The sequence below is a fragment of the Collimonas fungivorans Ter331 genome (assembly GCF_000221045.1).
GTDB classification, from domain to species: domain Bacteria; phylum Pseudomonadota; class Gammaproteobacteria; order Burkholderiales; family Burkholderiaceae_D; genus Collimonas; species Collimonas fungivorans_A.
Map to the genome: position 1 here is coordinate 485560 of NC_015856.1, position 26634 is coordinate 512193.

The 26634-nt window shown below is 55.1% G+C and carries 24 protein-coding genes and 4 tRNA genes; 26 read left to right on the plus strand and 2 right to left on the minus strand.

All coding sequences use genetic code 11. The features are described from left to right. The first annotated feature begins 121 nt into the window (after window positions 1-121). From CFU_RS02020 to rpoC, 13 genes are all read left to right on the plus strand, one after another. Window positions 122-207: transfer RNA gene (locus tag CFU_RS02020), tRNA-Tyr, on the plus strand. Window positions 208-266: 59 nt separating this feature from the next. Further along, window positions 267-340, plus strand: a tRNA-Gly gene (locus CFU_RS02025). A 66-nt stretch (window positions 341-406) separates the two neighbouring features. Then, window positions 407-481: transfer RNA gene (locus tag CFU_RS02030), tRNA-Thr, on the plus strand. 163 nt (window positions 482-644) lie between these two features. Continuing rightward, window positions 645-1841, plus strand: coding sequence for an elongation factor Tu (gene tuf / locus CFU_RS02035; RefSeq protein WP_014004379.1), 1197 nt, complete (start codon window positions 645-647; stop codon window positions 1839-1841). Between the two features lie 126 nt (window positions 1842-1967). Further along, window positions 1968-2043: transfer RNA gene (locus CFU_RS02040), tRNA-Trp, on the plus strand. A 36-nt stretch (window positions 2044-2079) separates the two neighbouring features. Beyond that, a complete protein-coding gene (gene secE, locus CFU_RS02045) occupies window positions 2080-2463 on the plus strand; it encodes a preprotein translocase subunit SecE (RefSeq protein WP_014004380.1) in 384 nt (127 codons plus the stop codon). Then, complete coding sequence (gene nusG / locus CFU_RS02050; RefSeq protein ID WP_014004381.1) at window positions 2463-3062, plus strand: transcription termination/antitermination protein NusG; 600 nt, start codon at window positions 2463-2465, stop codon at window positions 3060-3062. Before secE ends, nusG begins: the two co-directional genes overlap by 1 nt. 155 nt (window positions 3063-3217) lie before the next feature. Then, window positions 3218-3649, plus strand: a complete 432-nt coding sequence (gene rplK, locus CFU_RS02055) for a 50S ribosomal protein L11 (RefSeq protein WP_014004382.1) — start codon at window positions 3218-3220, stop codon at window positions 3647-3649. Continuing rightward, window positions 3649-4344 (plus strand): 50S ribosomal protein L1, encoded by a 696-nt coding sequence (gene rplA / locus CFU_RS02060; protein WP_014004383.1) that lies wholly within the window; start codon window positions 3649-3651, stop codon window positions 4342-4344. The genes rplK and rplA overlap by 1 nt, the downstream gene beginning before the upstream one ends. A gap of 338 nt (window positions 4345-4682) precedes the next feature. Further along, complete coding sequence (gene rplJ / locus CFU_RS02065; protein WP_041741094.1) at window positions 4683-5180, plus strand: 50S ribosomal protein L10; 498 nt, start codon at window positions 4683-4685, stop codon at window positions 5178-5180. Between the two features lie 75 nt (window positions 5181-5255). Continuing rightward, entirely contained in the window at window positions 5256-5630 is a 375-nt protein-coding gene (rplL, locus tag CFU_RS02070) for a 50S ribosomal protein L7/L12 (RefSeq protein WP_014004385.1), read from the plus strand. Window positions 5631-5899: 269 nt separating this feature from the next. Further along, window positions 5900-10006: a DNA-directed RNA polymerase subunit beta gene (gene rpoB, locus CFU_RS02075; protein WP_014004386.1), complete on the plus strand. Its 4107-nt coding sequence runs from the start codon at window positions 5900-5902 to the stop codon at window positions 10004-10006. A 104-nt stretch (window positions 10007-10110) separates the two neighbouring features. Continuing rightward, entirely contained in the window at window positions 10111-14346 is a 4236-nt protein-coding gene (gene rpoC / locus CFU_RS02080; protein WP_014004387.1) for a DNA-directed RNA polymerase subunit beta', read from the plus strand. 152 nt (window positions 14347-14498) lie between these two features. On the opposite strand, the gene CFU_RS02085 is transcribed toward rpoC, so the two are convergent. After that, the gene (locus tag CFU_RS02085; protein WP_041741095.1) at window positions 14499-14723 is read right to left on the minus strand and encodes a hypothetical protein; all 225 of its coding nucleotides are present in this window, start codon (window positions 14721-14723) and stop codon (window positions 14499-14501) included. A 184-nt stretch (window positions 14724-14907) separates the two neighbouring features. Beyond that, entirely contained in the window at window positions 14908-16710 is a 1803-nt protein-coding gene (locus tag CFU_RS02090; protein WP_041742929.1) for a phosphoethanolamine transferase, read from the minus strand. Between the two features lie 418 nt (window positions 16711-17128). Here CFU_RS02090 and rpsL point away from each other — a divergent pair, with 418 nt between their 5' ends. The 13 genes from rpsL (at window position 17129) to rplP (ending at window position 26627) form a co-directional block, all read left to right on the plus strand. Continuing rightward, a complete protein-coding gene (rpsL, locus tag CFU_RS02095; protein ID WP_014004389.1) occupies window positions 17129-17512 on the plus strand; it encodes a 30S ribosomal protein S12 in 384 nt (127 codons plus the stop codon). Window positions 17513-17650: 138 nt separating this feature from the next. After that, a complete protein-coding gene (rpsG, locus tag CFU_RS02100; protein WP_014004390.1) occupies window positions 17651-18121 on the plus strand; it encodes a 30S ribosomal protein S7 in 471 nt (156 codons plus the stop codon). A gap of 125 nt (window positions 18122-18246) precedes the next feature. Continuing rightward, window positions 18247-20352, plus strand: coding sequence for an elongation factor G (gene fusA, locus CFU_RS02105; RefSeq protein ID WP_014004391.1), 2106 nt, complete (start codon window positions 18247-18249; stop codon window positions 20350-20352). A 94-nt stretch (window positions 20353-20446) separates the two neighbouring features. Next, window positions 20447-21643 (plus strand): elongation factor Tu, encoded by a 1197-nt coding sequence (gene tuf, locus CFU_RS02110; RefSeq protein ID WP_014004379.1) that lies wholly within the window; start codon window positions 20447-20449, stop codon window positions 21641-21643. 99 nt (window positions 21644-21742) lie between these two features. Continuing rightward, on the plus strand, window positions 21743-22060 hold the full coding sequence (gene rpsJ / locus CFU_RS02115) for a 30S ribosomal protein S10 (protein WP_014004392.1): 318 nt from the start codon (window positions 21743-21745) through the stop codon (window positions 22058-22060). A gap of 249 nt (window positions 22061-22309) precedes the next feature. Continuing rightward, window positions 22310-22966 carry a 50S ribosomal protein L3 gene (gene rplC / locus CFU_RS02120; protein ID WP_041741096.1) on the plus strand — a complete coding sequence of 219 codons (657 nt, stop codon included), beginning with the start codon at window positions 22310-22312 and terminating at the stop codon, window positions 22964-22966. A gap of 3 nt (window positions 22967-22969) precedes the next feature. Then, window positions 22970-23590 carry a 50S ribosomal protein L4 gene (gene rplD / locus CFU_RS02125; RefSeq protein ID WP_014004394.1) on the plus strand — a complete coding sequence of 207 codons (621 nt, stop codon included), beginning with the start codon at window positions 22970-22972 and terminating at the stop codon, window positions 23588-23590. After that, the gene (gene rplW, locus CFU_RS02130; protein ID WP_014004395.1) at window positions 23587-23901 is read left to right on the plus strand and encodes a 50S ribosomal protein L23; all 315 of its coding nucleotides are present in this window, start codon (window positions 23587-23589) and stop codon (window positions 23899-23901) included. The genes rplD and rplW overlap by 4 nt, the downstream gene beginning before the upstream one ends. Beyond that, window positions 23901-24728, plus strand: coding sequence for a 50S ribosomal protein L2 (rplB, locus tag CFU_RS02135; protein ID WP_014004396.1), 828 nt, complete (start codon window positions 23901-23903; stop codon window positions 24726-24728). Before rplW ends, rplB begins: the two co-directional genes overlap by 1 nt. 10 nt (window positions 24729-24738) lie before the next feature. Further along, window positions 24739-25014 (plus strand): 30S ribosomal protein S19, encoded by a 276-nt coding sequence (gene rpsS / locus CFU_RS02140; protein WP_014004397.1) that lies wholly within the window; start codon window positions 24739-24741, stop codon window positions 25012-25014. 6 nt (window positions 25015-25020) lie between these two features. Next, the gene (rplV, locus tag CFU_RS02145) at window positions 25021-25353 is read left to right on the plus strand and encodes a 50S ribosomal protein L22 (RefSeq protein ID WP_014004398.1); all 333 of its coding nucleotides are present in this window, start codon (window positions 25021-25023) and stop codon (window positions 25351-25353) included. Between the two features lie 9 nt (window positions 25354-25362). After that, a complete protein-coding gene (gene rpsC, locus CFU_RS02150) occupies window positions 25363-26205 on the plus strand; it encodes a 30S ribosomal protein S3 (protein ID WP_014004399.1) in 843 nt (280 codons plus the stop codon). A gap of 2 nt (window positions 26206-26207) precedes the next feature. Then, window positions 26208-26627 (plus strand): 50S ribosomal protein L16, encoded by a 420-nt coding sequence (rplP, locus tag CFU_RS02155; protein WP_014004400.1) that lies wholly within the window; start codon window positions 26208-26210, stop codon window positions 26625-26627. Window positions 26628-26634 lie beyond the last annotated feature (7 nt).

The following is a 26634-nucleotide window of genomic DNA, read 5'->3' on the forward strand; positions in this document are numbered from 1 at the left end:
TTCCGGCCAGGCCCGGCGGCGATCCGACCGGGAAACTGAAAAAACTAAGAAATATTTAGAAGAAATCAGTTTCCATGGTTGACACTCCAAGGGTGCTTTACTATAATCTGGGGTTCCCTGCGGAGAGGTGGCCGAGTGGTTAATGGCAGCAGACTGTAAATCTGCCCTCTTACGAGTACGCTGGTTCGAATCCAGCCCTCTCCACCATTTTGGGAAGCAGTAAAAAGTATAAAAATTGTAGCGGTGAAGTGAAAATTCGGTAATTTGCGGGTGTAGCTCAATGGTAGAGCTGAAGCCTTCCAAGCTTATGACGAGGGTTCGATTCCCTTCACCCGCTCCAGCAGTTTTGCAAGTATTGCAGGTAATAAGTTGGGCGTGTTGTAGTCAGAAGCACGCGTACGGCATAGCCCTTGTAGCTCAGTGGTAGAGCACTCCCTTGGTAAGGGAGAGGCCACGTGTTCGATCCACGTCAAGGGCACCAGAATTAGTTTGTTGCTGGTGTCCGCATAGGGCGCCGCAAGCGCAGTAAAGCTGAATATCAAGTTTCTGATTCACAAGTTTCTGATTCGATGCTTGTCGAATTCAATCTGTAAGACGGTCGGGCGCGGGCCTGGACATTCTCATCAAATCTTTAGGAGTCTAAGATGGCAAAAGGCAAGTTTGAGCGGACCAAGCCGCACGTCAACGTTGGCACTATCGGCCACGTCGACCACGGCAAGACCACGCTGACAGCAGCGATCGCGACAGTATTGTCGAAGAAATTTGGCGGCGAAGCCAAAGCGTACGATCAGATTGACGCAGCGCCAGAAGAAAAAGCGCGCGGCATCACGATCAACACTGCACACGTTGAATACGAAACTGCAAACCGCCACTACGCCCACGTTGACTGCCCAGGCCATGCTGACTATGTGAAAAACATGATCACCGGCGCGGCCCAGATGGACGGTGCGATCCTGGTGTGTTCGGCAGCTGACGGCCCAATGCCACAGACCCGTGAACACATCCTGTTGTCGCGTCAAGTTGGCGTGCCATACATCATCGTGTTCCTGAACAAAGCGGACATGGTCGACGACGAAGAGTTGCTCGAGCTGGTTGAAATGGAAGTGCGCGAGCTGTTGACCAAGTATGATTTCCCAGGCGACGACCTGCCAATCATCAAGGGTTCGGCCAAGCTGGCCTTGGAAGGCGACACTGGCCCATTGGGCGAGCAAGCGATCATGGCTCTGGCTGAAGCGCTGGACACTTACATCCCGACACCGGAACGTGCTGTTGACGGCGCCTTCCTGCTGCCAGTGGAAGACGTGTTCTCGATCTCCGGCCGCGGTACTGTGGTGACCGGCCGTATCGAGCGCGGTATCGTCAAGGTTGGCGAAGCCCTGCAAATCATCGGTATCCGCGACACCCAAGATACAACCTGTACTGGCGTTGAAATGTTCCGCAAGCTGCTGGACCAAGGTCAAGCCGGCGACAACGTTGGTGTGTTGCTGCGCGGGACCAAGCGTGAAGACGTAGAGCGGGGCCAAGTGTTGGCCAAGCCGAACTCGATCAAGCCGCACAAGCATTTCACTGGCGAGATCTATGTTCTGTCGAAAGACGAAGGCGGCCGCCATACACCGTTCTTCAACAACTATCGTCCACAGTTCTACTTCCGTACTACGGACGTGACTGGTTCGATCGAGTTGCCAAAGGACAAAGAAATGGTCATGCCAGGCGATAACGTGTCGATCACAGTGATGCTGATCAACCCGATCGCGATGGAAGAAGGTCTGCGTTTCGCGATCCGCGAAGGTGGCCGTACTGTTGGTGCGGGTGTCGTTGCCAAGATCCTGCCTGACGCGTAATAGCAAAAAGTTGTAATCGCCGCGACCCGGGAAATTCCCGTCTCGCGGCGTTGATGTCTGAATGGTATGCATGCTTGTGAGAAATGAGCTGCTGGCCAAGCCGTCCAGATAAAGTGTTTTAAGCGTAGGGGTGTAGCTCAATTGGCAGAGCGCCGGTCTCCAAAACCGGAGGTTGGGGGTTCGATGCCCTCCGCCCCTGCCACCGATTCAGGTGTAGGGTACTGAAAGTAAACCGCGTATGTCTAACCACCCTGTGCAAACTGTCGGCGAATCCGGCAGCAAGCTCAAAGTAATATTGGCAGTTTTGGCTGTCGTCGCCGGCGTTGTCGGCTTTTATTTTTTGTCGGGCCAGTCTGGTCTGGTGCGCGCTGGCGCCCTGGTTGCCGGTTTGGTGGTGGCAATCGCCTTCGCCTGGACATCGACGCAAGGCCGTGAATTCCTCGGTTTCGCCAAAGAAGCCGTGCGTGAGACAAAAAAAGTTGTCTGGCCGACCCGCAAGGAAGCGATGCAGATCACTGCCATCGTTTTTGCATTTGTGCTGGTAATGGCGATTTTCCTGTGGGGCATCGATAAGCTCCTCGAGGTTTTGTTATACGACGTGATTTTGGGCTGGAAACAATAATGAGCGATAGCACACAAGACGACGCGCAAGGGACGCCGGCAGCAGCAACGCCTTCGGCGGCTGCGGGCAAGAAGCGCTGGTATGTGGTGCATGCTTATTCCGGTATGGAAAAGAGCGTGCAGCGCGCGCTGACCGAGCGGATCGACCGCGCTGGAATGCAGGAACAGTTCGGCCAGATCCTGGTGCCGACTGAAGAAGTGATTGAAGTCAAGAATGGCCAGAAAGCCGTTACCGAACGTCGTTTCTTCCCGGGCTATGTCCTGGTCGAGATGGAAATGACCGACGAAACCTGGCATCTGGTAAAGAACACGAACAAGGTAACCGGTTTCATCGGCGGCAAGTCGAACAAGCCTACCCCGATTCCGCAGCATGAAGTCGACAAGATCATGCAGCAGATGCAGGACGGCATCGAGAAGCCGCGGCCTAAGGTCTTGTATGAAGTCGGCGAGCTGGTGCGTATCAAGGAAGGTGCTTTCACCGACTTCAACGGCAACGTGGAAGAAGTGAACTACGAAAAATCGCGCGTGCGCGTGACGGTCACCATCTTCGGCCGCGCCACGCCGGTTGAGCTGGAATTCGACAAGGTCGAAAAAGTATAAGCAGGGTCTGAGCGGAATTCAGCCAGGCAGGAAAGTATTTTTAAGCGCTGTTCGGAGCGTCATGAGAAACCTCATGGAATCCGGAGCAGTAAGAGGAGCCCTATTAGATTGCAAGATCGAACAGGCGCTAATACTCACAACACTTAGGAGCCATCATGGCAAAGAAAATCATTGGTTTTATCAAGCTGCAAGTGCCAGCTGGTAAAGCAAACCCATCCCCACCAATTGGTCCAGCATTGGGTCAGCGCGGTCTGAACATCATGGAATTCTGTAAGGCATTCAATGCCCAGACCCAAGGTGTTGAGCCAGGTCTGCCGATTCCGGTCGTGATCACAGCGTTCGCCGACAAGTCCTTCACTTTCGTGATGAAGACTCCTCCGGCAACGATCCTGATCAAGAAGGCTGCCGGCATCACCAAGGGTTCGGCTACGCCGCATACCACTAAGGTCGGTTCGATCACCCGTAAGCAAGCAGAAGAAATCGCTACCTTGAAAAAGCCCGATTTGACTGGTGCTGATCTGGAAGCTGGCGTACGTACTATCGCCGGTTCTGCTCGTTCGATGGGCATCACGGTGGAGGGTCTGTAATGGCTAAGTTAACTAAACGCGCAAAAGCGATCAAGGCTAAAGTTGATCGCACCAAGGCATATCCATTCGACAACGCTGTTGCGTTGATCAAGGAATGCGCTACTGCAAAATTCAATGAATCGATCGATGTATCCGTCCAGTTGGGCGTTGATGCAAAGAAATCGGACCAAGTGGTCCGCGGTTCCGTCGTGCTGCCAGCCGGCACCGGCAAGACCGTTCGCGTTGCAGTATTTGCTTCCGGCGAAAAAGCCGAACAAGCTAAAGCTGCCGGCGCCGACATCGTTGGCATGGAAGACCTGGCTGAGCAGATCAAAGCCGGCAACATGCCTTTCGACATCGTGATCGCATCGCCAGATACCATGCGTATCGTTGGTACCCTGGGCCAGATCCTGGGACCACGCGGCCTGATGCCGAATCCGAAGGTTGGCACCGTGACTGCTGACGTTGCAACTGCCGTCAAGAACGCAAAAGCCGGTCAAGTGCAGTACCGTACCGACAAAGCCGGTATCGTTCACGCAACCATCGGTCGTAAATCGTTTAGCGATGCAGAATTGAAGTCCAACTTGTTGGCACTGATCGATGCATTGAGCAAAGCAAAGCCAGCCACCAGCAAGGGTGTATACCTGCGCAAGATCTCCTTGTCTTCGACAATGGGTGCCGGCGTTCGTGTCGATCAAACGACACTGGCAGCTTAAATTAGAAGAATAAAGTCCTGGCTGCGCATGCGCAACCAGGCGAATCTTTGGGCTGGACCTGTATTGGCAGTAACGATGCAGGTCCAGGCAATCAAAGACCGTTGGGCGGCGTGCATGCAGGTGGTGCACAAAGTTAAACACCAGGTGAGCGATCAGCTGGCACCCAACGCAGATGGTGTACCCGAACAAGTTTTGTAGTCTCATCGCTGCGTGTTGGTTCACTCTGAGTCATGCGCAAGTTCTGAACTCCTAACTTCGGACGCCGTGTTCGAACCGATGTGAGGTAAGCAGCCATTTGCGGTTGTGTAATATCCGAGCATCATTTTTGGAGGTTGATCTTGAGTCTCAATCTGAATGACAAAAAGGCCGTAGTCGCCGAAGTCTCTGCAAAAGTTGCAAATGCACAGACTATCGTCGTGGCCGAATATCGTGGCATCCAGGTTGGTCACTTGACCCAACTGCGCGCTAATGCGCGTACCCAGGGTGTGTACTTGCGTGTATTGAAAAATACACTGGCACGTCGCGCCGTTGAAGGTACCGCGTTTGCCGACCTCGCCAAAGACATGACCGGCCCGTTGATCTATTCGATCTCCGAGGACGCCGTTGCTGCTGCAAAAGTCATCAACGACTTTGCAAAAAGCAACGACAAACTGGTCGTCAAGGCAGGTAACTTCGCTGGTAAGTCGCTGGATAAGGCGGGTGTACAAGCGTTGGCAAACATTCCAAGTCGCGAAGTTCTGCTGGCCCAAGTTGTGGGCATGATGCAGATGCCGATCGCTGGATTTGTGCGTGGTTTGGCTGCTCTGGCAGCGAAAAAAGAAGCCGAAGCCGCTTAATTAGCAAGCTTCAGGCGCTTTTTTTAGCGTTAGTACCAATCAGATGTATTTACTGTAAAAAATTAGGAGTTTCACATGGCTTTTGATAAAGATGCATTCCTGACCCAGATCGATGGTCTGACTGTTATGGAATTGAATGACCTGGTTAAGGCATTCGAAGAGAAGTTCGGCGTTTCCGCAGCTGCTGTTGCAGTTGCCGGCGGCGCAGGCGGCGGCGCAGCTGCTGCAGTTGAAGAGCAAACCGAGTTCACCGTTATTCTGAAGTCTTTCGGCGCGAACAAGGTTGGCGTAATTAAGGCAGTTCGCGAAATCACCGGCCTGGGCTTGAAAGAAGCTAAAGACCTGGTTGACGGCGCACCGAAGCCACTTAAAGAAGGCGTTTCGAAAGCCGACGCTGAAGCAGCAGCCAAGAAATTGGTTGAAGCCGGCGCAGAAGCTGAAATCAAGTAATTTCAGCTTTTTAGAGCGCATTTATTGCGCTGGAGTCAAAGTGCAGAACTCTCGAAAAAGAGGGTTCGGCTTTGGCTCCTTTGTCGTTTTTGATTTTGTTTAGCGCTTGTTGTTTTATTAAGCGTCCGTTGCCATCAAGCTCGAAGGGCTGAGACTTGAGGAATTGTTGGTTCAGACAGTGTAGCCAGACTATTAGTTTTGTCTAGTTTCATTGAAAGATCCAGCGAATCCTGAATTCTCTATCCTTCCTGTCACTCACGGAGTGTTCAATGCACTACTCATTTACTGAGAAGAAGCGTATTCGTAAATCTTTTGCGAAACGCGCTAACGTTCACCACGTTCCGTTCCTGCTGGCGACCCAGCTCGAGTCGTATCTTGGCTTTTTGCAAGCAGACAAAGTACCGTCTCAACGTAAGAACGAGGGCCTGCAATCGGCTTTCACTTCTATTTTCCCTATCGTTTCGCACAATGGTTTTGCGCGTCTCGAGTTCTTGTCCTACGTGCTCGGCGATCCGCCGTTCGACGTCAAGGAATGCCAACAGCGCGGATTGACGTTCGCGTCGCCGTTGCGCGCCAAGGTGCGCCTGGTGATCCTGGACAAGGAATCGCCGACCAAGCCTGTGGTCAAGGAAATGAAGGAACAGGAAGTCTACATGGGCGAATTGCCGCTCATGACGACTACCGGTTCGTTCGTGATCAACGGCACCGAGCGCGTTATCGTGTCGCAGCTGCATCGTTCGCCAGGCGTGTTCTTTGAACATGACCGCGGCAAGACGCACTCGTCCGGCAAACTGCTGTTCTCGGCACGTATCATTCCTTACCGCGGTTCCTGGCTCGACTTCGAGTTCGACCCGAAAGACATCCTGTTCTTCCGCGTCGACCGTCGCCGCAAGATGCCTGTCACGATCCTGCTGAAAGCGATCGGCATGTCGGTCGAGCAGATCCTGGCCAACTTCTTCGTGTTCGACAACTTTGCGTTGCGCAACGAAGGCGCCGAGATGGAATTCGTCGCAGAACGCCTGCGCGGCGAAGTCGCACGTTTCGACATCACCGACAAATCGGGCAAGGTCCTGGTCGCTAAAGACAAGCGCATCAACTCCAAGCACGTGCGCGACGTTGAAGCTGCCGGCATCAAACAGATCTCGGTACCGGAAGACTACCTGCTGGGCCGCGTCTTGGCGCGCAACATCGTTGACGGCGACACCGGCGAAGTAGTGGCCAACGCCAACGACGAGCTGACTGAAGAATTGCTGGCCAAGCTGCGTGAAGCTGACATCAGCGACATCCAGACCCTGTACACCAACGACCTGGACCAAGGTAGCTACATTTCGCAGACCCTGCGCAGCGATGACACCAACGACCAGATGGCCGCTCGTGTCGCGATCTACCGCATGATGCGTCCTGGCGAACCGCCAACCGAAGATTCGGTCGAAGCGCTGTTCAACGGCCTGTTCTACAACGCTGATCGTTACGATCTGTCGGCTGTCGGCCGCATGAAGTTCAACCGCCGCATCGGCCGCGATGAACTGACTGGCGCCATGACGCTGTCGAACGAAGACGTGCTGGCTGTGATCAAGATCCTGGTTGAATTGCGTAACGGCCGCGGCGAAGTGGACGATATCGATCACTTGGGCAACCGCCGCGTGCGTTGCGTCGGCGAACTGGCCGAGAACCAGTTCCGCGCCGGCCTGGTGCGGGTTGAGCGCGCAGTCAAGGAACGCCTCGGCCAAGCCGAAGCGGACAACCTGATGCCGCATGACCTGATCAATTCCAAGCCGATCTCGGCTGCCATCCGTGAGTTCTTCGGTTCGTCGCAGTTGTCGCAGTTTATGGACCAGACCAACCCGCTGTCGGAAATCACCCACAAGCGCCGTGTATCGGCACTTGGACCTGGCGGTCTGACCCGCGAGCGCGCTGGCTTTGAAGTGCGCGACGTGCATCCGACCCACTATGGCCGCGTGTGCCCGATCGAAACACCGGAAGGCCCGAACATCGGCCTGATCAACTCGCTGGCCTTGTATGCTCGCCTGAACGAATACGGTTTCCTCGAGACCCCGTACCGCAAGGTTGAAGACAGCAAGGTTACCGACCAGATCGATTATCTGTCGGCGATTGAAGAAGGCCGCTACATCATCGCCCAGGCGAATGCGACCATCGACAAGTCCCTGAAGCTGTCCGATGAACTGGTATCCGCACGTGAAGCCGGCGAAACCATCCTGGTATCGCCAGAGCGCGTGCAGTACATGGACGTGGCTCCAGGCCAGGTGGTGTCTGTTGCGGCATCGCTGATCCCGTTCCTCGAACACGATGATGCGAACCGCGCATTGATGGGCGCCAACATGCAACGTCAGGCTGTTCCTTGCCTGCGCCCAGAGAAGGCCTTGGTCGGTACCGGTATCGAACGCACCGTGGCAGTTGACTCGGGTACTACCGTGCAGGCACTGCGTGGCGGTATCGTTGACTACGTCGATGCGGGTCGTGTGGTTATTCGCGTGAACGACGAAGAAGCGACAGCGGGCGAAGTCGGTGTCGATATCTACAACCTGATCAAGTACACACGTTCCAACCAGAACACCAACATCAACCAACGGCCAATCGTGCAAGTTGGCGACCGCGTCGCCAAGCACGACGTGATCGCCGATGGCGCATCGACCGATCTGGGCGAACTGGCCCTGGGCCAGAACATGCTGGTGGCGTTCATGCCGTGGAACGGCTACAACTTCGAAGATTCGATCCTGATCTCCGAAAAAGTGGTGGCTGACGATCGCTACACGTCGATTCATATCGAAGAGTTGTCGGTGGTTGCACGCGACACCAAGCTGGGCGCTGAAGAAATCACCCGTGACATCTCCAACCTGGCCGAAAACCAGCTGGCGCGTCTGGATGAATCCGGCATCGTCTACATCGGCGCTGAAGTCGAAGCCGGCGATACGCTGGTCGGTAAGGTGACGCCTAAGGGTGAAACCCAGCTGACGCCAGAAGAAAAGCTGCTGCGCGCGATCTTCGGTGAAAAAGCTTCGGACGTTAAAGATACATCGCTGCGCGTGCCTTCGGGCATGGTCGGCACTGTCATCGACGTTCAGGTGTTTACACGCGAAGGCATCCAGCGCGACAAGCGCGCACAGCAGATCATCGACGATGAACTGCAGCGCTATCGCCTGGACCTGAACGACCAGTTGCGTATCGTTGAAGGCGATGCCTTCGAACGTCTGGAACGCATGTTGATCGGCAAGGTTGTCAACGGCGGTCCTAAGAAGCTGGCCAAGGGCAGCAAGCTGACCAAGGAATACCTGGCAGACCTGGACAAATACCACTGGTTCGATATCCGCCCTGCGGACGACGATGCAGCGGTAGCGCTGGAAGCGATCAAGGAATCGATCGCCGAGAAGCGTCACCAGTTCGACCTGGCGTTCGAAGAAAAGCGCAAGAAGCTGACCCAAGGCGACGAGCTGCAGCCTGGCGTGCAAAAGATGGTCAAGGTTTACCTGGCTGTCAAACGCCGCCTGCAACCTGGCGACAAGATGGCCGGCCGTCACGGTAACAAGGGTGTGGTTTCGCGCATCCTGCCGATCGAAGACATGCCGCACATGGCCGACGGTACACCGGCAGACATCGTGCTGAACCCGCTGGGCGTTCCTTCGCGGATGAACATCGGTCAGGTTCTGGAAGTCCATCTGGGCTGGGCAGCCAAGGGTCTGGGCCTGCGCATCGGCGAAATGCTGAAGGCGCAAACCAAGATCGCGGAACTGCGCAAGTTCCTGACGACTATCTACAACGAATCCGGTAAATCGGAAGACCTGGATAGCCTGACGGACGACGAGATCCTGCATCTGGCCAGCAACCTGAAAGCCGGCGTGCCGTTCGCGACGCCAGTGTTCGACGGTGCGCATGAAGATGAAATCCGCCGCATGCTGGATCTGGCCTATCCGGACGCCATCGCCAAGCAGCTGGGCATGACGCCTTCGAAGAACCAGGTCACGATGTATGACGGCCGTACCGGCGAAGCTTTCGAGCGCAGCGTTACTGTCGGCTACATGCATTACCTGAAACTGCACCATCTGGTCGATGACAAGATGCATGCACGTTCTACCGGTCCTTACTCGCTGGTTACACAGCAGCCTCTGGGCGGTAAAGCACAGTTCGGCGGCCAGCGTTTCGGTGAGATGGAAGTTTGGGCATTGGAAGCCTACGGCGCATCGTACGTGCTGCAGGAAATGCTGACAGTGAAGTCGGATGACGTGAACGGCCGTACCAAGGTGTATGAAAACCTGGTCAAGGGTGACCATGTGATCGATGCAGGCATGCCGGAATCCTTCAACGTGCTGTTGAAGGAAATCCGCTCATTGGGCATCGATATGGACCTCGACCGCGAGTAATCCGTCGGACTGGTGCAGTACAGAGCAGTAGGGTGGGCAGCGTTGCCCGCCCTACGCAGCAATAGTAAAGAATCTTAGTTTCTTCACGCCAACTGGAGTGATACATGAAAGCACTGCTCGATTTATTCAAGCAAGTTCAGCAAAACGAAACGTTCGACTCGATCAAGATCGGTCTGGCGTCGCCTGAAAAAATTCGTTCGTGGTCTTATGGCGAAGTAAAAAAGCCTGAAACCATCAACTACCGTACCTTCAAGCCAGAGCGCGACGGTCTGTTCTGCGCCAAGATTTTTGGCCCGATCAAAGACTACGAATGCCTCTGCGGCAAGTACAAGCGTCTGAAGCACCGCGGTGTCATCTGCGAAAAGTGCGGCGTTGAAGTCACGCTGGCCAAGGTGCGCCGTGAGCGCATGGGCCATATCGAACTGGCTTCGCCGACTGCGCATATCTGGTTCCTGAAATCGCTGCCGTCGCGTCTGGGCATGGTCCTCGACATGACCCTGCGGGATATCGAACGCGTCTTGTATTTTGAAGCCTACGTCATCACCGATCCAGGCATGACGCCGCTGAAGCGTTGCCAGATCATGTCGGAAGACGACTACGCCGCCAAGTACGAAGAGTACGGCGACGATTTCACCGCATTCATGGGCGCCGAAGGCATCCGTGAGTTGCTGCGCGCGATCGATATCGACCGTGATGCGGAAACCCTGCGTCAGGAATTGAAAGAGTCGAAGTCCGAAGCCAAGATCAAGAAATACGCCAAGCGCCTGAAGGTGTTGGAAGCGTTCCAGCGTTCGGGCATCAAGCCTGACTGGATGATCATGGAAGTGTTGCCGGTGCTGCCGCCTGAGTTGCGTCCGCTGGTGCCGCTGGACGGCGGCCGTTTCGCCACCTCCGACCTGAACGACCTGTATCGCCGCGTCATCAACCGTAACAACCGCCTGAAGCGCCTGATGGAATTGCGCGCGCCGGAAATCATCACCCGCAACGAAAAGCGGATGCTGCAGGAAGCGGTTGACTCGCTGCTGGACAACGGCCGTCGCGGCAAGGCAATGACTGGCGCCAACAAGCGTCCGCTGAAATCCCTGGCAGAAATGATCAAGGGCAAGGGCGGCCGTTTCCGTCAGAACTTGCTGGGCAAGCGCGTCGACTATTCCGGCCGTTCGGTGATCGTGGTGGGTCCACAGCTGAAACTGCATCAGTGCGGCTTGCCGAAACTGATGGCGCTGGAACTGTTCAAGCCATTCATTTTCCACAAACTGGAAGTGATGGGCATCGCCAGCACCATCAAGGCAGCCAAGAAGGAAGTTGAAAACCAGACTTCCGTGGTGTGGGACATCCTGGAAGACGTGATCCGTGAACATCCGGTCATGCTGAACCGTGCGCCTACATTGCATCGCCTGGGTATCCAGGCGTTTGAGCCGGTCCTGATCGAAGGCAAGGCAATCCAATTGCACCCGCTGGTCTGCGCCGCATTCAACGCCGACTTTGACGGCGACCAAATGGCGGTCCACGTACCACTGTCGATCGAAGCACAGATGGAAGCACGCACCTTGATGCTGGCTTCCAACAACATCCTGTTCCCATCGAACGGCGAACCGTCGATCGTACCGTCGCAGGATATCGTGCTGGGTCTGTACTACGCCACCCGTGAGCAAATCAACGGTAAGGGCGAAGGCATGATGTTCCCTGACGTGTCGGAAGCGATCCGTGCCTACGACAACAAGGAAGTCGAGCTGACTACCCGCGTTACCGTGCGTATTACCGAGTATCCGAAGGATCCGGTAACTGGTGAGTTCGTCAAGACCATCAAGCGTTACGAAACCACTGTCGGCCGTGCGATCCTGTCGGAAATCCTGCCTAAGGGCCTGCCATTCACCGTGCTTAACCGCGCGTTGAAGAAGAAGGAAATCTCGAAGCTGATCAACACGGCATTCCGTAAGTGCGGCCTGCGCGCTACGGTGGTGTTTGCTGACCAACTGATGCAGTCCGGTTTCCGCCTGGCGACTCGTGCCGGCATCTCGATCTGCGTGGACGACATGCTGGTACCGCCGCAAAAGGCAACCATCATCGCTACCGCAGAACAAGAAGTGAAACAGATCGAACAGCAATATTCGTCCGGTCTGGTGACTGCCGGCGAACGCTACAACAAGGTTGTGGACATCTGGGGCAAGGCCGGCGACGACGTCGGCAAGGCCATGATGGAACAGCTGAAGGTAGAAGACGTGGTGCGCCGCGACGGCACCAAGGGTACGCAAGAATCGTTCAACGCCATTTACATGATGGCCGACTCCGGTGCGCGCGGTTCCGCAGCACAGATTCGTCAGCTGGCCGGTATGCGTGGCCTGATGGCGAAACCGGATGGTTCGATTATCGAAACGCCGATCACCGCGAACTTCCGCGAAGGTCTGAACGTTTTGCAGTACTTCATTTCGACCCACGGTGCACGTAAAGGTCTGGCCGACACCGCGCTGAAGACAGCGAACTCGGGTTACCTGACACGTCGTCTGGTTGACGTGACCCAGGATCTGGTCGTGATCGAAGATGATTGCGGCACTTCCAACGGCGCCTCGATGAAGGCGATGGTTGAAGGCGGTGAAGTGATCGAAGCGCTGCGCGACCGTATCCTCGGCCGTGTTGCTGCCAACGATATCGTCAACCCGGAAACCCAGGGCACGCTGTACGAAGCCGGTACTCTGCTGGACGAAGATGCGGTGGAAGAAATCGAACGCCTGGGCATCGATGAAGTCAAGGTCCGCACACCGCTGACTTGCGACACACGCTACGGCCTGTGCGCGCAATGTTACGGTCGCGACCTGGGCCGCGGCTCGCTGGTCAACAACGGTGAAGCAGTCGGTGTGGTTGCTGCGCAGTCGATCGGTGAACCTGGTACCCAGCTGACCATGCGTACCTTCCACATCGGTGGTGCGGCGTCGCGTTCGGCGGTGGCATCGAGTGTTGAAGCCAAGTCCAACGGTACGGTCCGCTTCACGGCGACCATGCGTTACGTGACTAACGGCAAGGGCGAACTGATCGTGATTTCCCGTTCCGGTGAAGTCCTGATCACTGACGACCATGGCCGTGAGCGTGAGCGTCATAAAGTGCCTTACGGTGCAACGCTGATCGTCAAGGATGGCTTGACCATCAAGGCCGGTACCGCACTGGCGACATGGGATCCGCTGACTCGTCCGATCATTACCGAGTACACCGGTACCGTGCGCTTCGAGAACGTCGAAGAAGGTTCTACCGTGGCCCGTCAGATCGACGAAGTTACCGGTCTGTCGACATTGGTGGTTATCGACGCGAAGCGTCGTGGTTCGGTCACCAAGACTGTCCGTCCGCAGGTCAAACTGTTGAACGAGCAAGGCGAAGAAGTCAAGATCGCCGGTACTGAACACGCTGTGACGATCGGCTTCCAGGTGGGCGCGCTGATTACCGTGAAAGACGGTCAGCAAGTGCACGTGGGTGAAGTGCTGGCGCGTATCCCGACTGAATCGCAAAAGACACGCGATATTACCGGTGGTCTGCCGCGCGTTGCCGAACTGTTCGAAGCACGTTCGCCGAAAGATGCCGGCATGCTGGCTGAGGTCACAGGTACTGTGGCCTTCGGTAAGGAAACCAAGGGTAAGCAACGTCTGGAAATCACAGACATGGACGGCAACAAGCACGAGTTCCTGATTACCAAGGACAAGCAAGTGCTGGTACATGACGGCCAAGTCGTGAACAAGGGTGAAATGATTGTCGACGGCCCAGCCGATCCGCAAGACATCCTGCGCCTGTTGGGTATCGAAGCGCTGGCGCGTTACATCGTCGATGAAGTCCAGGACGTGTACCGCTTGCAAGGCGTGAAGATCAACGACAAGCACATCGAAGTGATCGTGCGCCAGATGCTGCGCCGCGTTCAGATCGTTGATGCGGGCGATGCGTCTTACATCACTGGCGAGCAGGTCGAGCGTTCGGAACTGCTGGACGAAAACGATCGCGTGATTGCAGCGGGCAAGATTCCTGCAACCTACGAAAACGTGTTGCTGGGTATTACCAAGGCATCGCTGTCGACCGATTCGTTCATCTCGGCCGCATCGTTCCAGGAAACCACCCGGGTGTTGACCGAAGCCGCCATCATGGGCAAGAAAGACACCCTGCGCGGCCTGAAGGAAAACGTGATCGTCGGCCGCCTGATTCCAGCCGGCACCGGTCTCGCGTTCCACCGTGCACGCAAGGAAAAAGACAGCTGGGAAGCGGAAGAGCGCACAGCACTGTTGCAATCCGAGCAGGCTGCACGCCTGGCGGCTGCCGAAGCACGGGCAGCTGAAGAGCTGGGTGCGCAGGGCGGCGAAGCTTAATCCTTTCATTGGATTAGCAAGCAAAACGGCAGTGGATGAGAAATCATCCACTGCCGTTTTTATTTATAGATCGAGAAAGTCTTCTTGCCTGGGGTAATTCAAAGACTGTTCTTAAATTGATTTCTTATTTCCCAAAAAGCTAGCCAGGTGCATTAAATATCTAGTTGCTTGAACAGGTCAGATGCGCTGGACGCCTGGAATACGTCTTCATCATGGCGTCCTTTGCGTATTGTCTCTGCTGTAAGCACGTTGGGCGTCTCGTTGCTGGCTTTGTGAAGACGCATCAGATCGCGAATGATCTGCGCAGGTGGGTAATGACGGCAGGCTGCTACGGCCATTAATGGACGGCGTAGTTCCTGCCCCGTTTTGATCGACATTTGCACGTCCTTGCCTATATAAAGCTCTTAAGGAGTACTCAAAAGATGCTTTTTGAATGGCTTGTTTATTCCACGCATACTAGAACCATTCTGCTGAAGCCCTATCCAAATGGCGTAAATTTAGCTCAAAACTTATGTAATTAAAGAGCGATCGATTGAGCTGCTCAGTCGAGTAAATACTTGCCTAATCGCGCTGCTGCCGCAGCGGCTTGCCGTTGTCGATCACTTCCCTGCAGTCGCCCTTGAAGGTGGCGTTGTCGTAATCGCTCCAGCCGTAACTGTCGACATAGCGCTTGTGGGGGCGCAGCTTGCTGCTCAGGAAACTCCACTCCAGATGCTCATCCGGATAGCGTATGTCGGCCAGGTCGAGCAGCGAATGGAATACGTTTTCAGTGGTCATCCGGGTGCGCTTATGGCGCAGCAGCTGCTCCACCTTGTCCGGGTAGGTTTGCTGGTACAGATCGGAATACCACATCATGGCCGGTATATGGAATTCGAACTGGGTATTGTGGCCGTGGAAGGCGATCTTGCAACTGCCGTCGTACAGCGTCTGGCCGTGGTCGGAGAAATACATCATGGCGCTCAGCTGTTTCGAATCCTTGAGGTTATCGATCACCTGCGACAGGAACCAGTCCACATACAGCACCGAATTGTCGTAGCTGTTGCTCAGAGCCGGCTTGTTCGCCAGGTTGGTGTAGGCCGGATGTTCGACCCCGAACAGCGAGGGCTGCCATTTGTCGAACGGCTGGGGGTAGCGGTGGCTGTAGTTCCAGTGGTTGCCCAAGGTGTGCAGCACGATCAGCTTCTTGGGCGCCGGGTCGCGCATGGCCTTTTGCAGCTGCGGCAGCAGGATGGCGTCCAGGTTCGAGGTATCGGTGAAACCGCCGAGGTTGAGGAATTGGACTACGTCCGCCTCGTTGGCGAATACGGATATCGGCGTATCGAATTTGCCGTACGACATCTGGTTCGAAATCCAGTAAGTCTTGAAGCCGGCTTCCTTGTAGCCGGTAATGAAGGATTTTTCGGCAAAACCGGCTTTCAGGCTTTCCGTCGCCGGCTTGCGCGACACCATGACCGGCACCGACAGCCGGGTTGCCGAGACTGACGTGATGACATCGGTAAAGCTGACCAGGTTGCTCTCCTTGCTGAGCAAAGGATTGGTGTCTCGTTGATAGCCATTCAGGCTCCAGCGGTCATAGCGCGACGATTCACCGATCACCATCACCACGATTTGCGGCGTGTTTTGGTGGCTGGCCTGGTGTGCGCCGAAGTGGAACTGGCTGTTCTTGTGTTCCAGGTCGTCCAGGTATTCCCGTTCTTTCCAGAAGTCGTAGCCGCGGACCGCCAGCCCGAAGGGCCAGGTGCGGCTGACCGGTTCGGCTTCCAGCGGCGTGGCCGCCCATTTGGGCAGCTTGCCGAGGTGCATGCCTTGGCTCTCCGGCGCCGCCAGGGAAGCGGCCTTGCTGCTGGCGGCAACTACTGGCGCAGCCTGGATACCGATTTCTCGGCCATACAGCCAAACACACAGGCCGGTAGCGAGCACTAACCAACCAAACCAGCGGGAAGGGCCTTCCAGGTCCAGGTCGCGGGTGCGGCTGGCCGCCAGCCAACTGAGCGCCCACCACAGCACCACCAGGGCCAGGATCAGCGCCAGCCACCAGATCTTGTTGCCCAGGAACTCCATTGCCTCGCCGGGGCTGGTTTCGGCGATGATGCCGAGGTGGTGGGTGGAAATGCCTTGGCCGTAAAATTTGCGCAGGTAGATCTCGGTCGGCAGGGCAAGGAAGGCGGGGATCAGCAGCCAGTGAAACCAGGCGGGGCGCTTGAAAATCGACCAGATCACCAGCCACAGCCCCGTTTCGGTGAGGATGATGCGCAGCGAATGATCTATCGTCTGGCCGAACAGCAGGGGCACGAAGGGGACCAGGGACAGCGCCAGGTAGGTAACCAGTACGAACAGATTGTTGCGGCGAAGCAAGGCGAGCATCATGGTGGAGGAAAATAGTCGAATCCCATTATCCCGCAAAGCCGCTGCGGGTAACCGCGCCGCATGAGATAAACACGGCTTTGCCGCCAGCGCCGCTTTGCAAAAAAGACAACGATACCGGCGCCGTTGCGGAAACGCGGCGATCTGTTGTGTTTACGGGGCAGACATCCGAGACTGCGGTTGACTGCAAGGCATCATGGGGCTATACTCGCGGGTTCTCGATTGTAGGCTCTATGGGCCGAACGTTCTTTGGTCTGCTTCCGCTTCCTATAGCGCGTTTCTCCTCTACTGCCGAATCGAATTGTGCGCAGGGTTTTGTATGATTCTTATGATTCCTGGCGCAAGTATCTGTCCAATCCCGGACAACCGATTTCGGGATTGTTGTTATTAACGTCGTAATTTTGTTGGATATATAACGATGCCAACCATCAATCAATTGATTCGCCAGCCGCGCGTTTCTGCGGTCGTAAAGAGCAAATCACCAGCGCTGGAAAACAGCCCGCAAAAACGCGGCGTTTGCACCCGCGTTTATACGACAACTCCAAAGAAGCCTAACTCGGCTCTGCGTAAAGTTGCCAAAGTTCGCCTGACCAACGGTTTCGAAGTCATTTCGTACATCGGCGGTGAAGGCCATAACCTGCAAGAACATAGTGTCGTGCTGTTGCGCGGCGGCCGTGTAAAAGACTTGCCGGGTGTGCGTTACCACATGGTTCGCGGTGCACTGGATACCCAGGGCGTCAAGGATCGTAAGCAAGCTCGCTCGAAGTACGGTGCAAAGCGTGCTAAGGCTGCAAAGAAATAATAGTTTTCGTTAGGCGCAAGCCAAGCGAATAAGTGTCGGTCCCCAATGGGCCGAGTAAGTGGGTGGCTATGATGGCTGTCCGCGAGTGTGCAGGAACAAAAGATCTGCGCGCTCAACTGAAGATTGAAAGGAATCGAAATGCCACGTCGTCGTGAAGTTCCCAAGCGGGAGATTCTGCCGGATCCGAAATTCGGTAATGTTGATGTTGCGAAGTTCGTCAACGTCCTGATGTTGTCCGGTAAAAAATCGGTCGCAGAAAACATCATTTACGGTGCCTTCGAGCACATCCAGGCCAAATCCGGCAAAGATCCGCTGGAAGTGTTTGCCCTTGCTATCAGCAACGCCAAACCATTGGTCGAAGTGAAGTCGCGTCGCGTTGGTGGTGCAAACTACCAGGTGCCGGTTGAAGTCCGTCCTGTCCGTCGTATGGCGTTGTCGATGCGCTGGTTGCGTGAAGCAGCCAACAAGCGCAGCGAAAAATCGATGCCGCAACGCCTGGGCGGCGAATTGCTGGAAGCCGCAGAAGGCCGCGGCGGCGCAATGAAAAAGCGTGACGAAGTTCACCGTATGGCAGAAGCGAACAAGGCGTTCTCGCACTTCCGCTTCTAATAGACTGGACAGCCGCCTCCCTGAATCGAGACGTCTGTCCGCATCTGAAATTTGTTCGAGCCGAGCGCATATTTTTATCAAAAATGGCGCTCGGTTTCGTGCATTAAAAGACTTAGGAATAAATCATGGCTCGCAAGACCCCCATTGAGCGCTATCGCAATATCGGTATCTCCGCTCACATCGATGCAGGTAAAACCACGACTACAGAACGCGTTCTGTTTTATACCGGTGTGAATCACAAAATCGGTGAAGTGCATGATGGCGCCGCCACCATGGACTGGATGGAACAAGAGCAAGAGCGCGGCATCACCATTACTTCCGCTGCTACGACCTGCTTCTGGAAGGGTATGGCGGGTAATTTCGCTGAGCACCACATCAACATCATCGACACGCCGGGCCACGTTGACTTCACGATTGAAGTCGAGCGCTCGATGCGTGTTCTGGATGGCGCCTGCATGGTTTACTGTGCAGTCGGCGGCGTGCAGCCACAGTCGGAAACGGTTTGGCGTCAAGCTAACAAGTACAAGGTTCCACGTCTGGCGTTCGTCAACAAGATGGACCGCACCGGCGCGAACTTCTTCAAGGTTTTCGAGCAGATGCGTGCTCGCCTGAAGGCCAACCCTGTGCCAATGCAAGTGCCTATCGGCGCTGAAGACAAGTTTGAAGGCGTGATCGACCTGGTCAAGATGAAGGCTATCTACTGGGACGACGCTACCCAAGGCATGAAGTTCGACTACCGTGACATTCCTACCGATCTGGCTGCTGAAGCTGCCAAATGGCGTGAAAACATGGTCGAAGCCGCTGCTGAAGCATCGGAAGAACTGATGAACAAGTACCTGGAAGAAGGCGACCTGACCGAAGCCGAAATCAAGGCTGCGATCCGTCAACGTACTCTGGCCAGCGAAATCGTGCCGATGATGTGCGGTACCGCGTTCAAGAACAAGGGCGTGCAAGCCATGCTGGACGGCGTGGTCGAGTACCTGCCGTCGCCGCTGGATATTCCGCCGGTACCGGGCCTGGACGAAGATGATGCGCCGATCTCGCGTAAGCCGGAAGACGGCGAAAAGTTCTCCGGCCTGGCGTTCAAGATCGCGACCGATCCGTTCGTCGGTCAGATCTGCTTCATGCGCTGCTACTCGGGCACCCTGAATTCGGGCGACACCGTGTTGAACTCGATCAAGGGCAAGAAAGAGCGTATCGGCCGTATCGTGCAGATGCACGCTAACCAGCGCGAAGAAATCAAGGAAATTCTGGCAGGCGACATCGCTGCGCTGATCGGGATGAAGGATACGACTACCGGCGACACACTGTGCGACTCCAATGCATTCATCATCCTGGAACGCATGATTTTCCCTGAGCCGGTGATTTCGCAGGCAGTCGAGCCTAAGACCAAGCAAGACCAGGAAAAAATGGGTCTGGCCTTGAATCGCCTGGCTGCTGAAGATCCATCGTTCCGCGTGCGTACCGACGAAGAATCGGGTCAAACCATCATCGCCGGTATGGGCGAGCTGCATCTGGACATTATCGTCGACCGCATGAAGCGCGAATTCGGCGTTGAAGCGACCGTCGGTAAGCCGCAGGTTGCTTACCGCGAAACCATCCGCAAGACTTGCGAAGAAATCGAAGGCAAATTCGTCAAGCAATCGGGTGGTCGTGGTCAGTACGGTCACGTGGTTCTGAAGATCGAACCGCAAGAACCAGGCAAGGGCTTTGAGTTCGTTGACGCGATCAAGGGCGGCACCGTTCCACGCGAATACATCCCTGCAGTTGAAAAGGGTGTGCGCGAAACACTGAACACCGGCGTGTTGGCCGGCTATCCAGTGGTTGACGTCAAGGTAACCCTGTTCTTCGGTTCTTACCATGATGTCGACTCGAACGAAAATGCGTTCCGCATGGCCGCTTCGATGGCGTTCAAGGACGGCTGCCGCAAGGCCAGCCCGGTTATTCTGGAGCCAATGATGGCAGTTGAAGTCGAAACTCCAGAAGACTACGCCGGTACCGTGATGGGCGATCTGTCGTCGCGTCGCGGCATGGTGCAAGGCATGGATGAAATCGCCGGCGGTGGCGGCAAGATCATCAAGGCCGAAGTGCCTCTGTCGGAAATGTTCGGTTACTCGACTTCGCTGCGTTCGGCTACTCAAGGCCGCGCAACTTACTCGATGGAATTCAAGCATTACTCCGAAGCGCCTAAGAACGTTATCGATGCAATCGTAACTTCCAAAGCCAAGTAATCAGGCAAGTTACCCTTGCCCGCCACGAGCGGGCAAGGGTTGAAATGTTTCACTCATTGTTTAACGACATCGTTCTTTTTGAAGGAAGAATAAAATGGCAAAAGGTAAATTCGAGCGGACCAAGCCGCACGTCAACGTTGGCACTATCGGCCACGTCGACCACGGCAAGACCACGCTGACAGCAGCGATCGCGACAGTATTGTCGAAGAAATTTGGCGGCGAAGCCAAAGCGTACGATCAGATTGACGCAGCGCCAGAAGAAAAAGCGCGCGGCATCACGATCAACACTGCACACGTTGAATACGAAACTGCAAACCGCCACTACGCCCACGTTGACTGCCCAGGCCATGCTGACTATGTGAAAAACATGATCACCGGCGCGGCCCAGATGGACGGTGCGATCCTGGTGTGTTCGGCAGCTGACGGCCCAATGCCACAGACCCGTGAACACATCCTGTTGTCGCGTCAAGTTGGCGTGCCATACATCATCGTGTTCCTGAACAAAGCGGACATGGTCGACGACGAAGAGTTGCTCGAGCTGGTTGAAATGGAAGTGCGCGAGCTGTTGACCAAGTATGATTTCCCAGGCGACGACCTGCCAATCATCAAGGGTTCGGCCAAGCTGGCCCTGGAAGGCGACACTGGCCCATTGGGCGAGCAAGCGATCATGGCTCTGGCTGAAGCGCTGGATACTTACATCCCGACACCGGAACGTGCTGTTGACGGCGCCTTCCTGCTGCCAGTGGAAGACGTGTTCTCGATCTCCGGCCGCGGTACTGTGGTGACCGGCCGTATCGAGCGCGGTATCGTCAAGGTTGGCGAGGCCCTGCAAATCATCGGTATCCGTGACACGCAAGATACAACCTGTACTGGCGTTGAAATGTTCCGCAAGCTGCTGGACCAAGGCCAAGCCGGCGACAACGTTGGTGTGTTGCTGCGCGGTACCAAGCGTGAAGACGTAGAGCGGGGCCAAGTGTTGGCCAAGCCGAACTCGATCAAGCCGCACAAGCATTTCACTGGCGAGATCTATGTTCTGTCGAAAGACGAAGGCGGCCGCCATACACCGTTCTTCAACAACTATCGTCCACAGTTCTACTTCCGTACTACGGACGTGACTGGTTCGATCGAGTTGCCAAAGGACAAAGAAATGGTCATGCCAGGCGATAACGTGTCGATCACAGTGATGCTGATCAACCCGATCGCGATGGAAGAAGGTCTGCGTTTCGCGATCCGCGAAGGTGGCCGTACTGTTGGTGCAGGTGTTGTTGCCAAGATCCTGCCTGACGCGTAATAGGTAGTGCAATAGGCAGGCCGCTTCGGCGGTTTGCTGTCAATGTAACAATATGCCGTGGGTGATAGTCATCCACGGTTCGTTCTTTAAAGGAAAATCATGTCCGCTGCTAACCAAAAAATCCGCATCCGCCTGAAGGCGTTCGATTACAAGCTGATCGACCAGTCCGCACAGGAAATCGTTGATACAGCCAAGCGTACCGGCGCGGTTGTCAAGGGCCCGGTGCCTCTGCCGACACGTATCCAGCGTTTTGACGTATTGCGTTCGCCGCACGTCAACAAGACATCGCGCGATCAGTTCGAAATCCGTACGCACCAACGCCTGATGGACATCGTTGACCCAACCGACAAGACTGTCGATGCGTTGATGAAGCTGGACCTGCCAGCTGGCGTAGACGTAGAAATCAAGCTGCAATAATTCGTCATTCCCCAGGGTGGGCACGCAGTGCCCGCCTCCGGGACCCGGATTATTCGGTTGTGTTGTAAATAAGGTGTAGCCGGCGAATGTTTGACATACCACGACAAAGATGGTCTTGCAAATAAAAATTTACCCGGTTATACTGATCGGCTTCGGTGCAATTGCGGCGGTTTTCGTCTAGCAATTGCACTCATTTTAGTTGTACAAACATCAGCCCCGCCCAATCGTAGGCGGGAATGGAGAAAAACAATGAGCTTAGGCCTTGTTGGTCGCAAGGTTGGTATGATGCGCATCTTCACGGAAGATGGGGATTCAATCCCAGTAACCGTGTTGGACGTGTCGAACAACCGCGTGACCCAAATCAAAACGCCTGAAACAGACGGTTATACCGCTGTTCAAGTTGCATTCGGTTCGCGTCGCGCTTCACGCGTGACTAAAGCCGCCGCTGGTCACTACGCCAAAGCTGGCGTCGAGGCTGGTACCATCCTCAGAGAATTCCGCATTGATTCAACCAAGGCTTCCGAGCTGAAGGCCGGCGAAGTTATCGCTGCCAGCCTGTTCGAAGTCGGTCAAAAGGTTGACGTTCAAGGTGTCTCGATCGGTAAGGGTTACGCTGGTACCATCAAGCGTCACAACTTTGCATCCGGTCGTGCCAGCCACGGTAACTCCCGTTCGCATAATGTTCCAGGTTCCATCGGTATGGCGCAGGATCCAGGTCGCGTTTTCCCTGGTAAGCGCATGACCGGTCACATGGGTGACGTTACTGTAACCACGCAAAACCTCGAAATCGCACGTGTTGACGCTGAGCGCCAACTGCTGCTGGTCAAGGGCGCGGTTCCAGGTGCGAAGAACGGCCAAGTCGTGGTCAGCCCTGCGATCAAAATCAAAGCTAAGAAGGGAGCCTAATTCATGGAACTCAAGCTCCTGAATGACCAAGGTCAAGCTGCTTCGAACGTTGCTGCTCCGGATACCATTTTCGGCCGCGACTACAACGAAGCCCTGATTCACCAGGTCGTAGTTGCTTACCAGGCTAACGCTCGCAGCGGTAACCGTAAGCAAAAAGACCGTGAAGAAGTTCATCACACGACTAAAAAGCCATGGCGCCAAAAGGGTACTGGCCGCGCTCGTGCCGGTATGTCGTCTTCGCCACTGTGGCGCGGCGGTGGTCGGATTTTCCCGAACTCGCCTGATGAAAACTTCACGCACAAAGTAAACAAGAAGATGTATCGCGCAGGTCTCTGCTCGATTCTGTCGCAGTTGGCACGCGAAGGTCGTCTGTCGGTCGTCGAGAATTTCTCGGTCGAAGCGCCAAAGACCAAATTGCTGTCACAAAAGCTGAAGACCATGGGTCTGGATTCCGTGTTGGTGATTACCGACAACCTGGAAGAAAACCTGTTGTTGGCGTCGCGCAACCTGCCAGGTTTCCTGGTATGCGAGCCGCGTCACGCTGATCCAGTATCGCTTGTGTTCTACAAGAAGATCCTGATCACCAAGCTGGCTTTGGCGAAGATTGAGGAGATGCTGGCATGAACGCAATTAAACATAGCGAAGAACGCTTGATGAAAGTGTTGCTGGCGCCGGTGATTTCCGAAAAGGCAACGATGGTTGCGGAGAAAAACGAGCAAGTCGTTTTCCGTATCGCACCAGACGCTACCAAGCTGGAAGTCAAGGCTGCTGTCGAACTGCTCTTCAAAGTTCAAGTTGAGTCGGTACAAGTTGCCAATCGTCTGGGTAAGCAAAAGCGTAGCGGCAAGTCCATGGGCCGCCGCAACCATACCCGTCGCGCATTCGTATGCTTGAAGCCGGGTCAAGAGATCAACTTCACCGAGGAGGCTAAATAATGGCACTCGTTAAAGTTAAACCAACCTCGCCGGGCCGCCGTGGCATGGTCAAGGTCGTTAATCCCGACCTGTACAAAGGCCGTCCATTTGCTGCCCTGATCGAGAAGAAGTCGAAAACAGCTGGTCGTAACAACAACGGTCATATCACTACTCGCCACATCGGCGGTGGTCATAAGCAACATTACCGCTTGATCGACTTCAAGCGCACCAAGGATGGCATTCCTGCGAAAGTGGAACGTATCGAATACGATCCAAACCGCACTGCGAATATCGCCCTGTTGTGCTACGCCGACGGCGAACGTCACTACATCATCGCCACTAAGGGCATGGCTGTAGGCGACCAGGTAATGAGCGGCTCGGAAGCGCCGATCAAATCCGGCAACTGCCTGCCAATCCGCAACATTCCGGTTGGCACGATTCTGCATTGCGTCGAAATGCTGCCAGGTAAGGGTGCCCAGATGGCCCGTACCGCCGGCGCCGGCGTTGTGCTGATGGCTCGTGAAGGTACTTACGCTCAGATTCGTTTGCGTTCCGGTGAAGTTCGCCGCGTGCACATCGAATGCCGCGCTACCGTAGGTGAAGTCGGCAATGCCGAACACAGCCTGCGCAAGATCGGTAAAGCGGGTGCGATGCGTTGGCGTGGTGTTCGTCCTACCGTTCGCGGTGTGGTCATGAACCCGGTCGACCATCCTCACGGTGGTGGTGAAGGCAAGACCGCAGCTGGTCGTCATCCAGTTTCGCCATGGGGTCAACAGACTAAGGGTAAGAAGACACGCAGCAACAAGCGTACTACTTCCATGATCGTCTCGCGCCGTGGCAAGAAATAAGGGGTAACACATGACACGTTCATTGAAAAAAGGGCCGTTCTGCGACGCCCACCTGGTGAAAAAAGTTGAAACTGCGCAAGCGGTCAAAGACAAAAAGCCAATCAAGACTTGGTCCCGTCGCTCGACCATCATGCCGGATTTTATCGGTCTGACGATTGCTGTGCATAACGGCAAACAACACGTCCCGGTATATGTGTCCGAGAACATGGTTGGTCACAAGCTCGGCGAATTCGCGCTGACCCGTACGTTCAAGGGTCATGCTGCTGATAAGAAGGCTAAGAAATAAGGTCCGATGATGGAAACTAAAGCTACCCTCCGCGGCGTGCGCCTGTCGGCCCAAAAGGGCCGTCTGGTCGCCGACCTGATTCGCGGCAAAAAAATTGATCAAGCACTTAACATCCTGGCCTTCAGCCCGAAAAAAGGTGCAGCTATCATCAAGCGTGTTCTGGAATCCGCAATTGCGAATGCCGAACACAATGACGGTGCTGATATCGACGAGCTGAAAGTCACGACGATATATGTGGAAAAAGGTTCGGTCCTCAAGCGCTTCACAGCGCGTGCTAAAGGCCGTGGCGATCGTATCTCGAAGCAATCCTGTCACATTTACGTGACTGTCGGAAACTAAGGAGTCACGATGGGACAGAAGATTCATCCAACCGGTTTTCGCCTTGCGGTTACACGTAACTGGGGATCCCGCTGGTATGCAGGCAATAGCAATTTTGCCCAAATGCTTGGCGAAGATCTGAAAGTACGTGCTTTCCTCAAGAAAAAACTGAAGAACGCATCGGTCGGCCGCGTTGTTATCGAGCGTCCTGCAAAGAACGCACGCATCACGATTTACAGCTCGCGCCCTGGTGTTGTTATCGGTAAAAAAGGCGAGGACATCGAAGTACTGAAGTCCGCGCTGACCAAGCTGATGGGTGTGCCGGTTCACGTTAATATCGAAGAAATTCGTAAACCTGAAATCGACGCACAACTGATCGCTGATTCGATCGCGCAACAGCTCGAAAAACGCATCATGTTCCGCCGCGCGATGAAACGTGCGATGCAGAACGCAATGCGTCTGGGCGCGCAAGGGATCAAGATCATGTCGTCCGGTCGTTTGAACGGTATCGAAATCGCACGTACCGAATGGTACCGCGAAGGTCGCGTACCGCTTCACACACTGCGCGCTGACATCGACTACGGTTTCGGCGAAGCTGAAACCACATACGGCATTATCGGCATCAAAGTCTGGGTTTACAAGGGCGATCGTCTGGCTAACGGCGATGCGCCGGTAATCGACGTACCTAACGACGATGACAAGAAACGCCGTGGTCCACGTCGTGATGATGGCAAACCAGCTGGTCGTCCACGTGCTAAAACTACAACGGCAGGTCCAGGAGCGCCAGCTGCGCGTCCAGCCCGTGCCAAGAAGCCGGATGGCGCTGCTGAAGGTGTTGCTGTTGCTGCGCCGGCTGAGAAAGCAGGAGAATAATCATGCTGCAACCAGCACGCAGAAAATATCGTAAAGAGCAAAAGGGCCGCAACAAAGGCATTTCGCATTCGCGCGGCACTGCCGTGTCGTTCGGCGAATTTGGCTTGAAGGCGATTGGCCGCGGTCGTATCACCGCGCGCCAGATTGAAGCAGCTCGTCGCGCAATGACCCGTCATATCAAACGGGGTGGTCGTATCTGGATTCGCATTTTCCCGGATAAGCCAATTTCGCAAAAGCCTGCCGAAGTCCGTATGGGTAACGGTAAAGGTAATCCCGAGTACTACGTGGCTGAAATTCAGCCAGGTAAAATGCTGTACGAGATGGATGGCGTCGATGAAACTCTGGCGCGTGAGGCATTCCGTTTGGCTGCAGCTAAATTGCCATTGTTGACCACGTTCGTCGTGCGTCAAATTGGCCAATAATTGGAGT

What these genes read in the sequence shown, in the direction of transcription:
- tuf (WP_014004379.1), top strand. Translation starts at nt 645, where the DNA reads ATGGCAAAAGGCAAGTTTGAGCGGACCAAGCCGCACGTCAACGTTGGC.
- secE (WP_014004380.1), top strand. Translation starts at nt 2,080, where the DNA reads ATGTCTAACCACCCTGTGCAAACTGTCGGCGAATCCGGCAGCAAGCTC.
- nusG (WP_014004381.1), top strand. Translation starts at nt 2,463, where the DNA reads ATGAGCGATAGCACACAAGACGACGCGCAAGGGACGCCGGCAGCAGCA.
- rplK (WP_014004382.1), top strand. Translation starts at nt 3,218, where the DNA reads ATGGCAAAGAAAATCATTGGTTTTATCAAGCTGCAAGTGCCAGCTGGT.
- rplA (WP_014004383.1), top strand. Translation starts at nt 3,649, where the DNA reads ATGGCTAAGTTAACTAAACGCGCAAAAGCGATCAAGGCTAAAGTTGAT.
- rplL (WP_014004385.1), top strand. Translation starts at nt 5,256, where the DNA reads ATGGCTTTTGATAAAGATGCATTCCTGACCCAGATCGATGGTCTGACT.
- rpoB (WP_014004386.1), top strand. Translation starts at nt 5,900, where the DNA reads ATGCACTACTCATTTACTGAGAAGAAGCGTATTCGTAAATCTTTTGCG.
- rpoC (WP_014004387.1), top strand. Translation starts at nt 10,111, where the DNA reads ATGAAAGCACTGCTCGATTTATTCAAGCAAGTTCAGCAAAACGAAACG.
- CFU_RS02085 (WP_041741095.1), bottom strand. Translation starts at nt 14,723, where the DNA reads ATGTCGATCAAAACGGGGCAGGAACTACGCCGTCCATTAATGGCCGTA.
- CFU_RS02090 (WP_041742929.1), bottom strand. Translation starts at nt 16,710, where the DNA reads ATGCTCGCCTTGCTTCGCCGCAACAATCTGTTCGTACTGGTTACCTAC.
- rpsL (WP_014004389.1), top strand. Translation starts at nt 17,129, where the DNA reads ATGCCAACCATCAATCAATTGATTCGCCAGCCGCGCGTTTCTGCGGTC.
- rpsG (WP_014004390.1), top strand. Translation starts at nt 17,651, where the DNA reads ATGCCACGTCGTCGTGAAGTTCCCAAGCGGGAGATTCTGCCGGATCCG.
- fusA (WP_014004391.1), top strand. Translation starts at nt 18,247, where the DNA reads ATGGCTCGCAAGACCCCCATTGAGCGCTATCGCAATATCGGTATCTCC.
- tuf (WP_014004379.1), top strand. Translation starts at nt 20,447, where the DNA reads ATGGCAAAAGGTAAATTCGAGCGGACCAAGCCGCACGTCAACGTTGGC.
- rpsJ (WP_014004392.1), top strand. Translation starts at nt 21,743, where the DNA reads ATGTCCGCTGCTAACCAAAAAATCCGCATCCGCCTGAAGGCGTTCGAT.
- rplC (WP_041741096.1), top strand. Translation starts at nt 22,310, where the DNA reads ATGAGCTTAGGCCTTGTTGGTCGCAAGGTTGGTATGATGCGCATCTTC.
- rplD (WP_014004394.1), top strand. Translation starts at nt 22,970, where the DNA reads ATGGAACTCAAGCTCCTGAATGACCAAGGTCAAGCTGCTTCGAACGTT.
- rplW (WP_014004395.1), top strand. Translation starts at nt 23,587, where the DNA reads ATGAACGCAATTAAACATAGCGAAGAACGCTTGATGAAAGTGTTGCTG.
- rplB (WP_014004396.1), top strand. Translation starts at nt 23,901, where the DNA reads ATGGCACTCGTTAAAGTTAAACCAACCTCGCCGGGCCGCCGTGGCATG.
- rpsS (WP_014004397.1), top strand. Translation starts at nt 24,739, where the DNA reads ATGACACGTTCATTGAAAAAAGGGCCGTTCTGCGACGCCCACCTGGTG.
- rplV (WP_014004398.1), top strand. Translation starts at nt 25,021, where the DNA reads ATGATGGAAACTAAAGCTACCCTCCGCGGCGTGCGCCTGTCGGCCCAA.
- rpsC (WP_014004399.1), top strand. Translation starts at nt 25,363, where the DNA reads ATGGGACAGAAGATTCATCCAACCGGTTTTCGCCTTGCGGTTACACGT.
- rplP (WP_014004400.1), top strand. Translation starts at nt 26,208, where the DNA reads ATGCTGCAACCAGCACGCAGAAAATATCGTAAAGAGCAAAAGGGCCGC.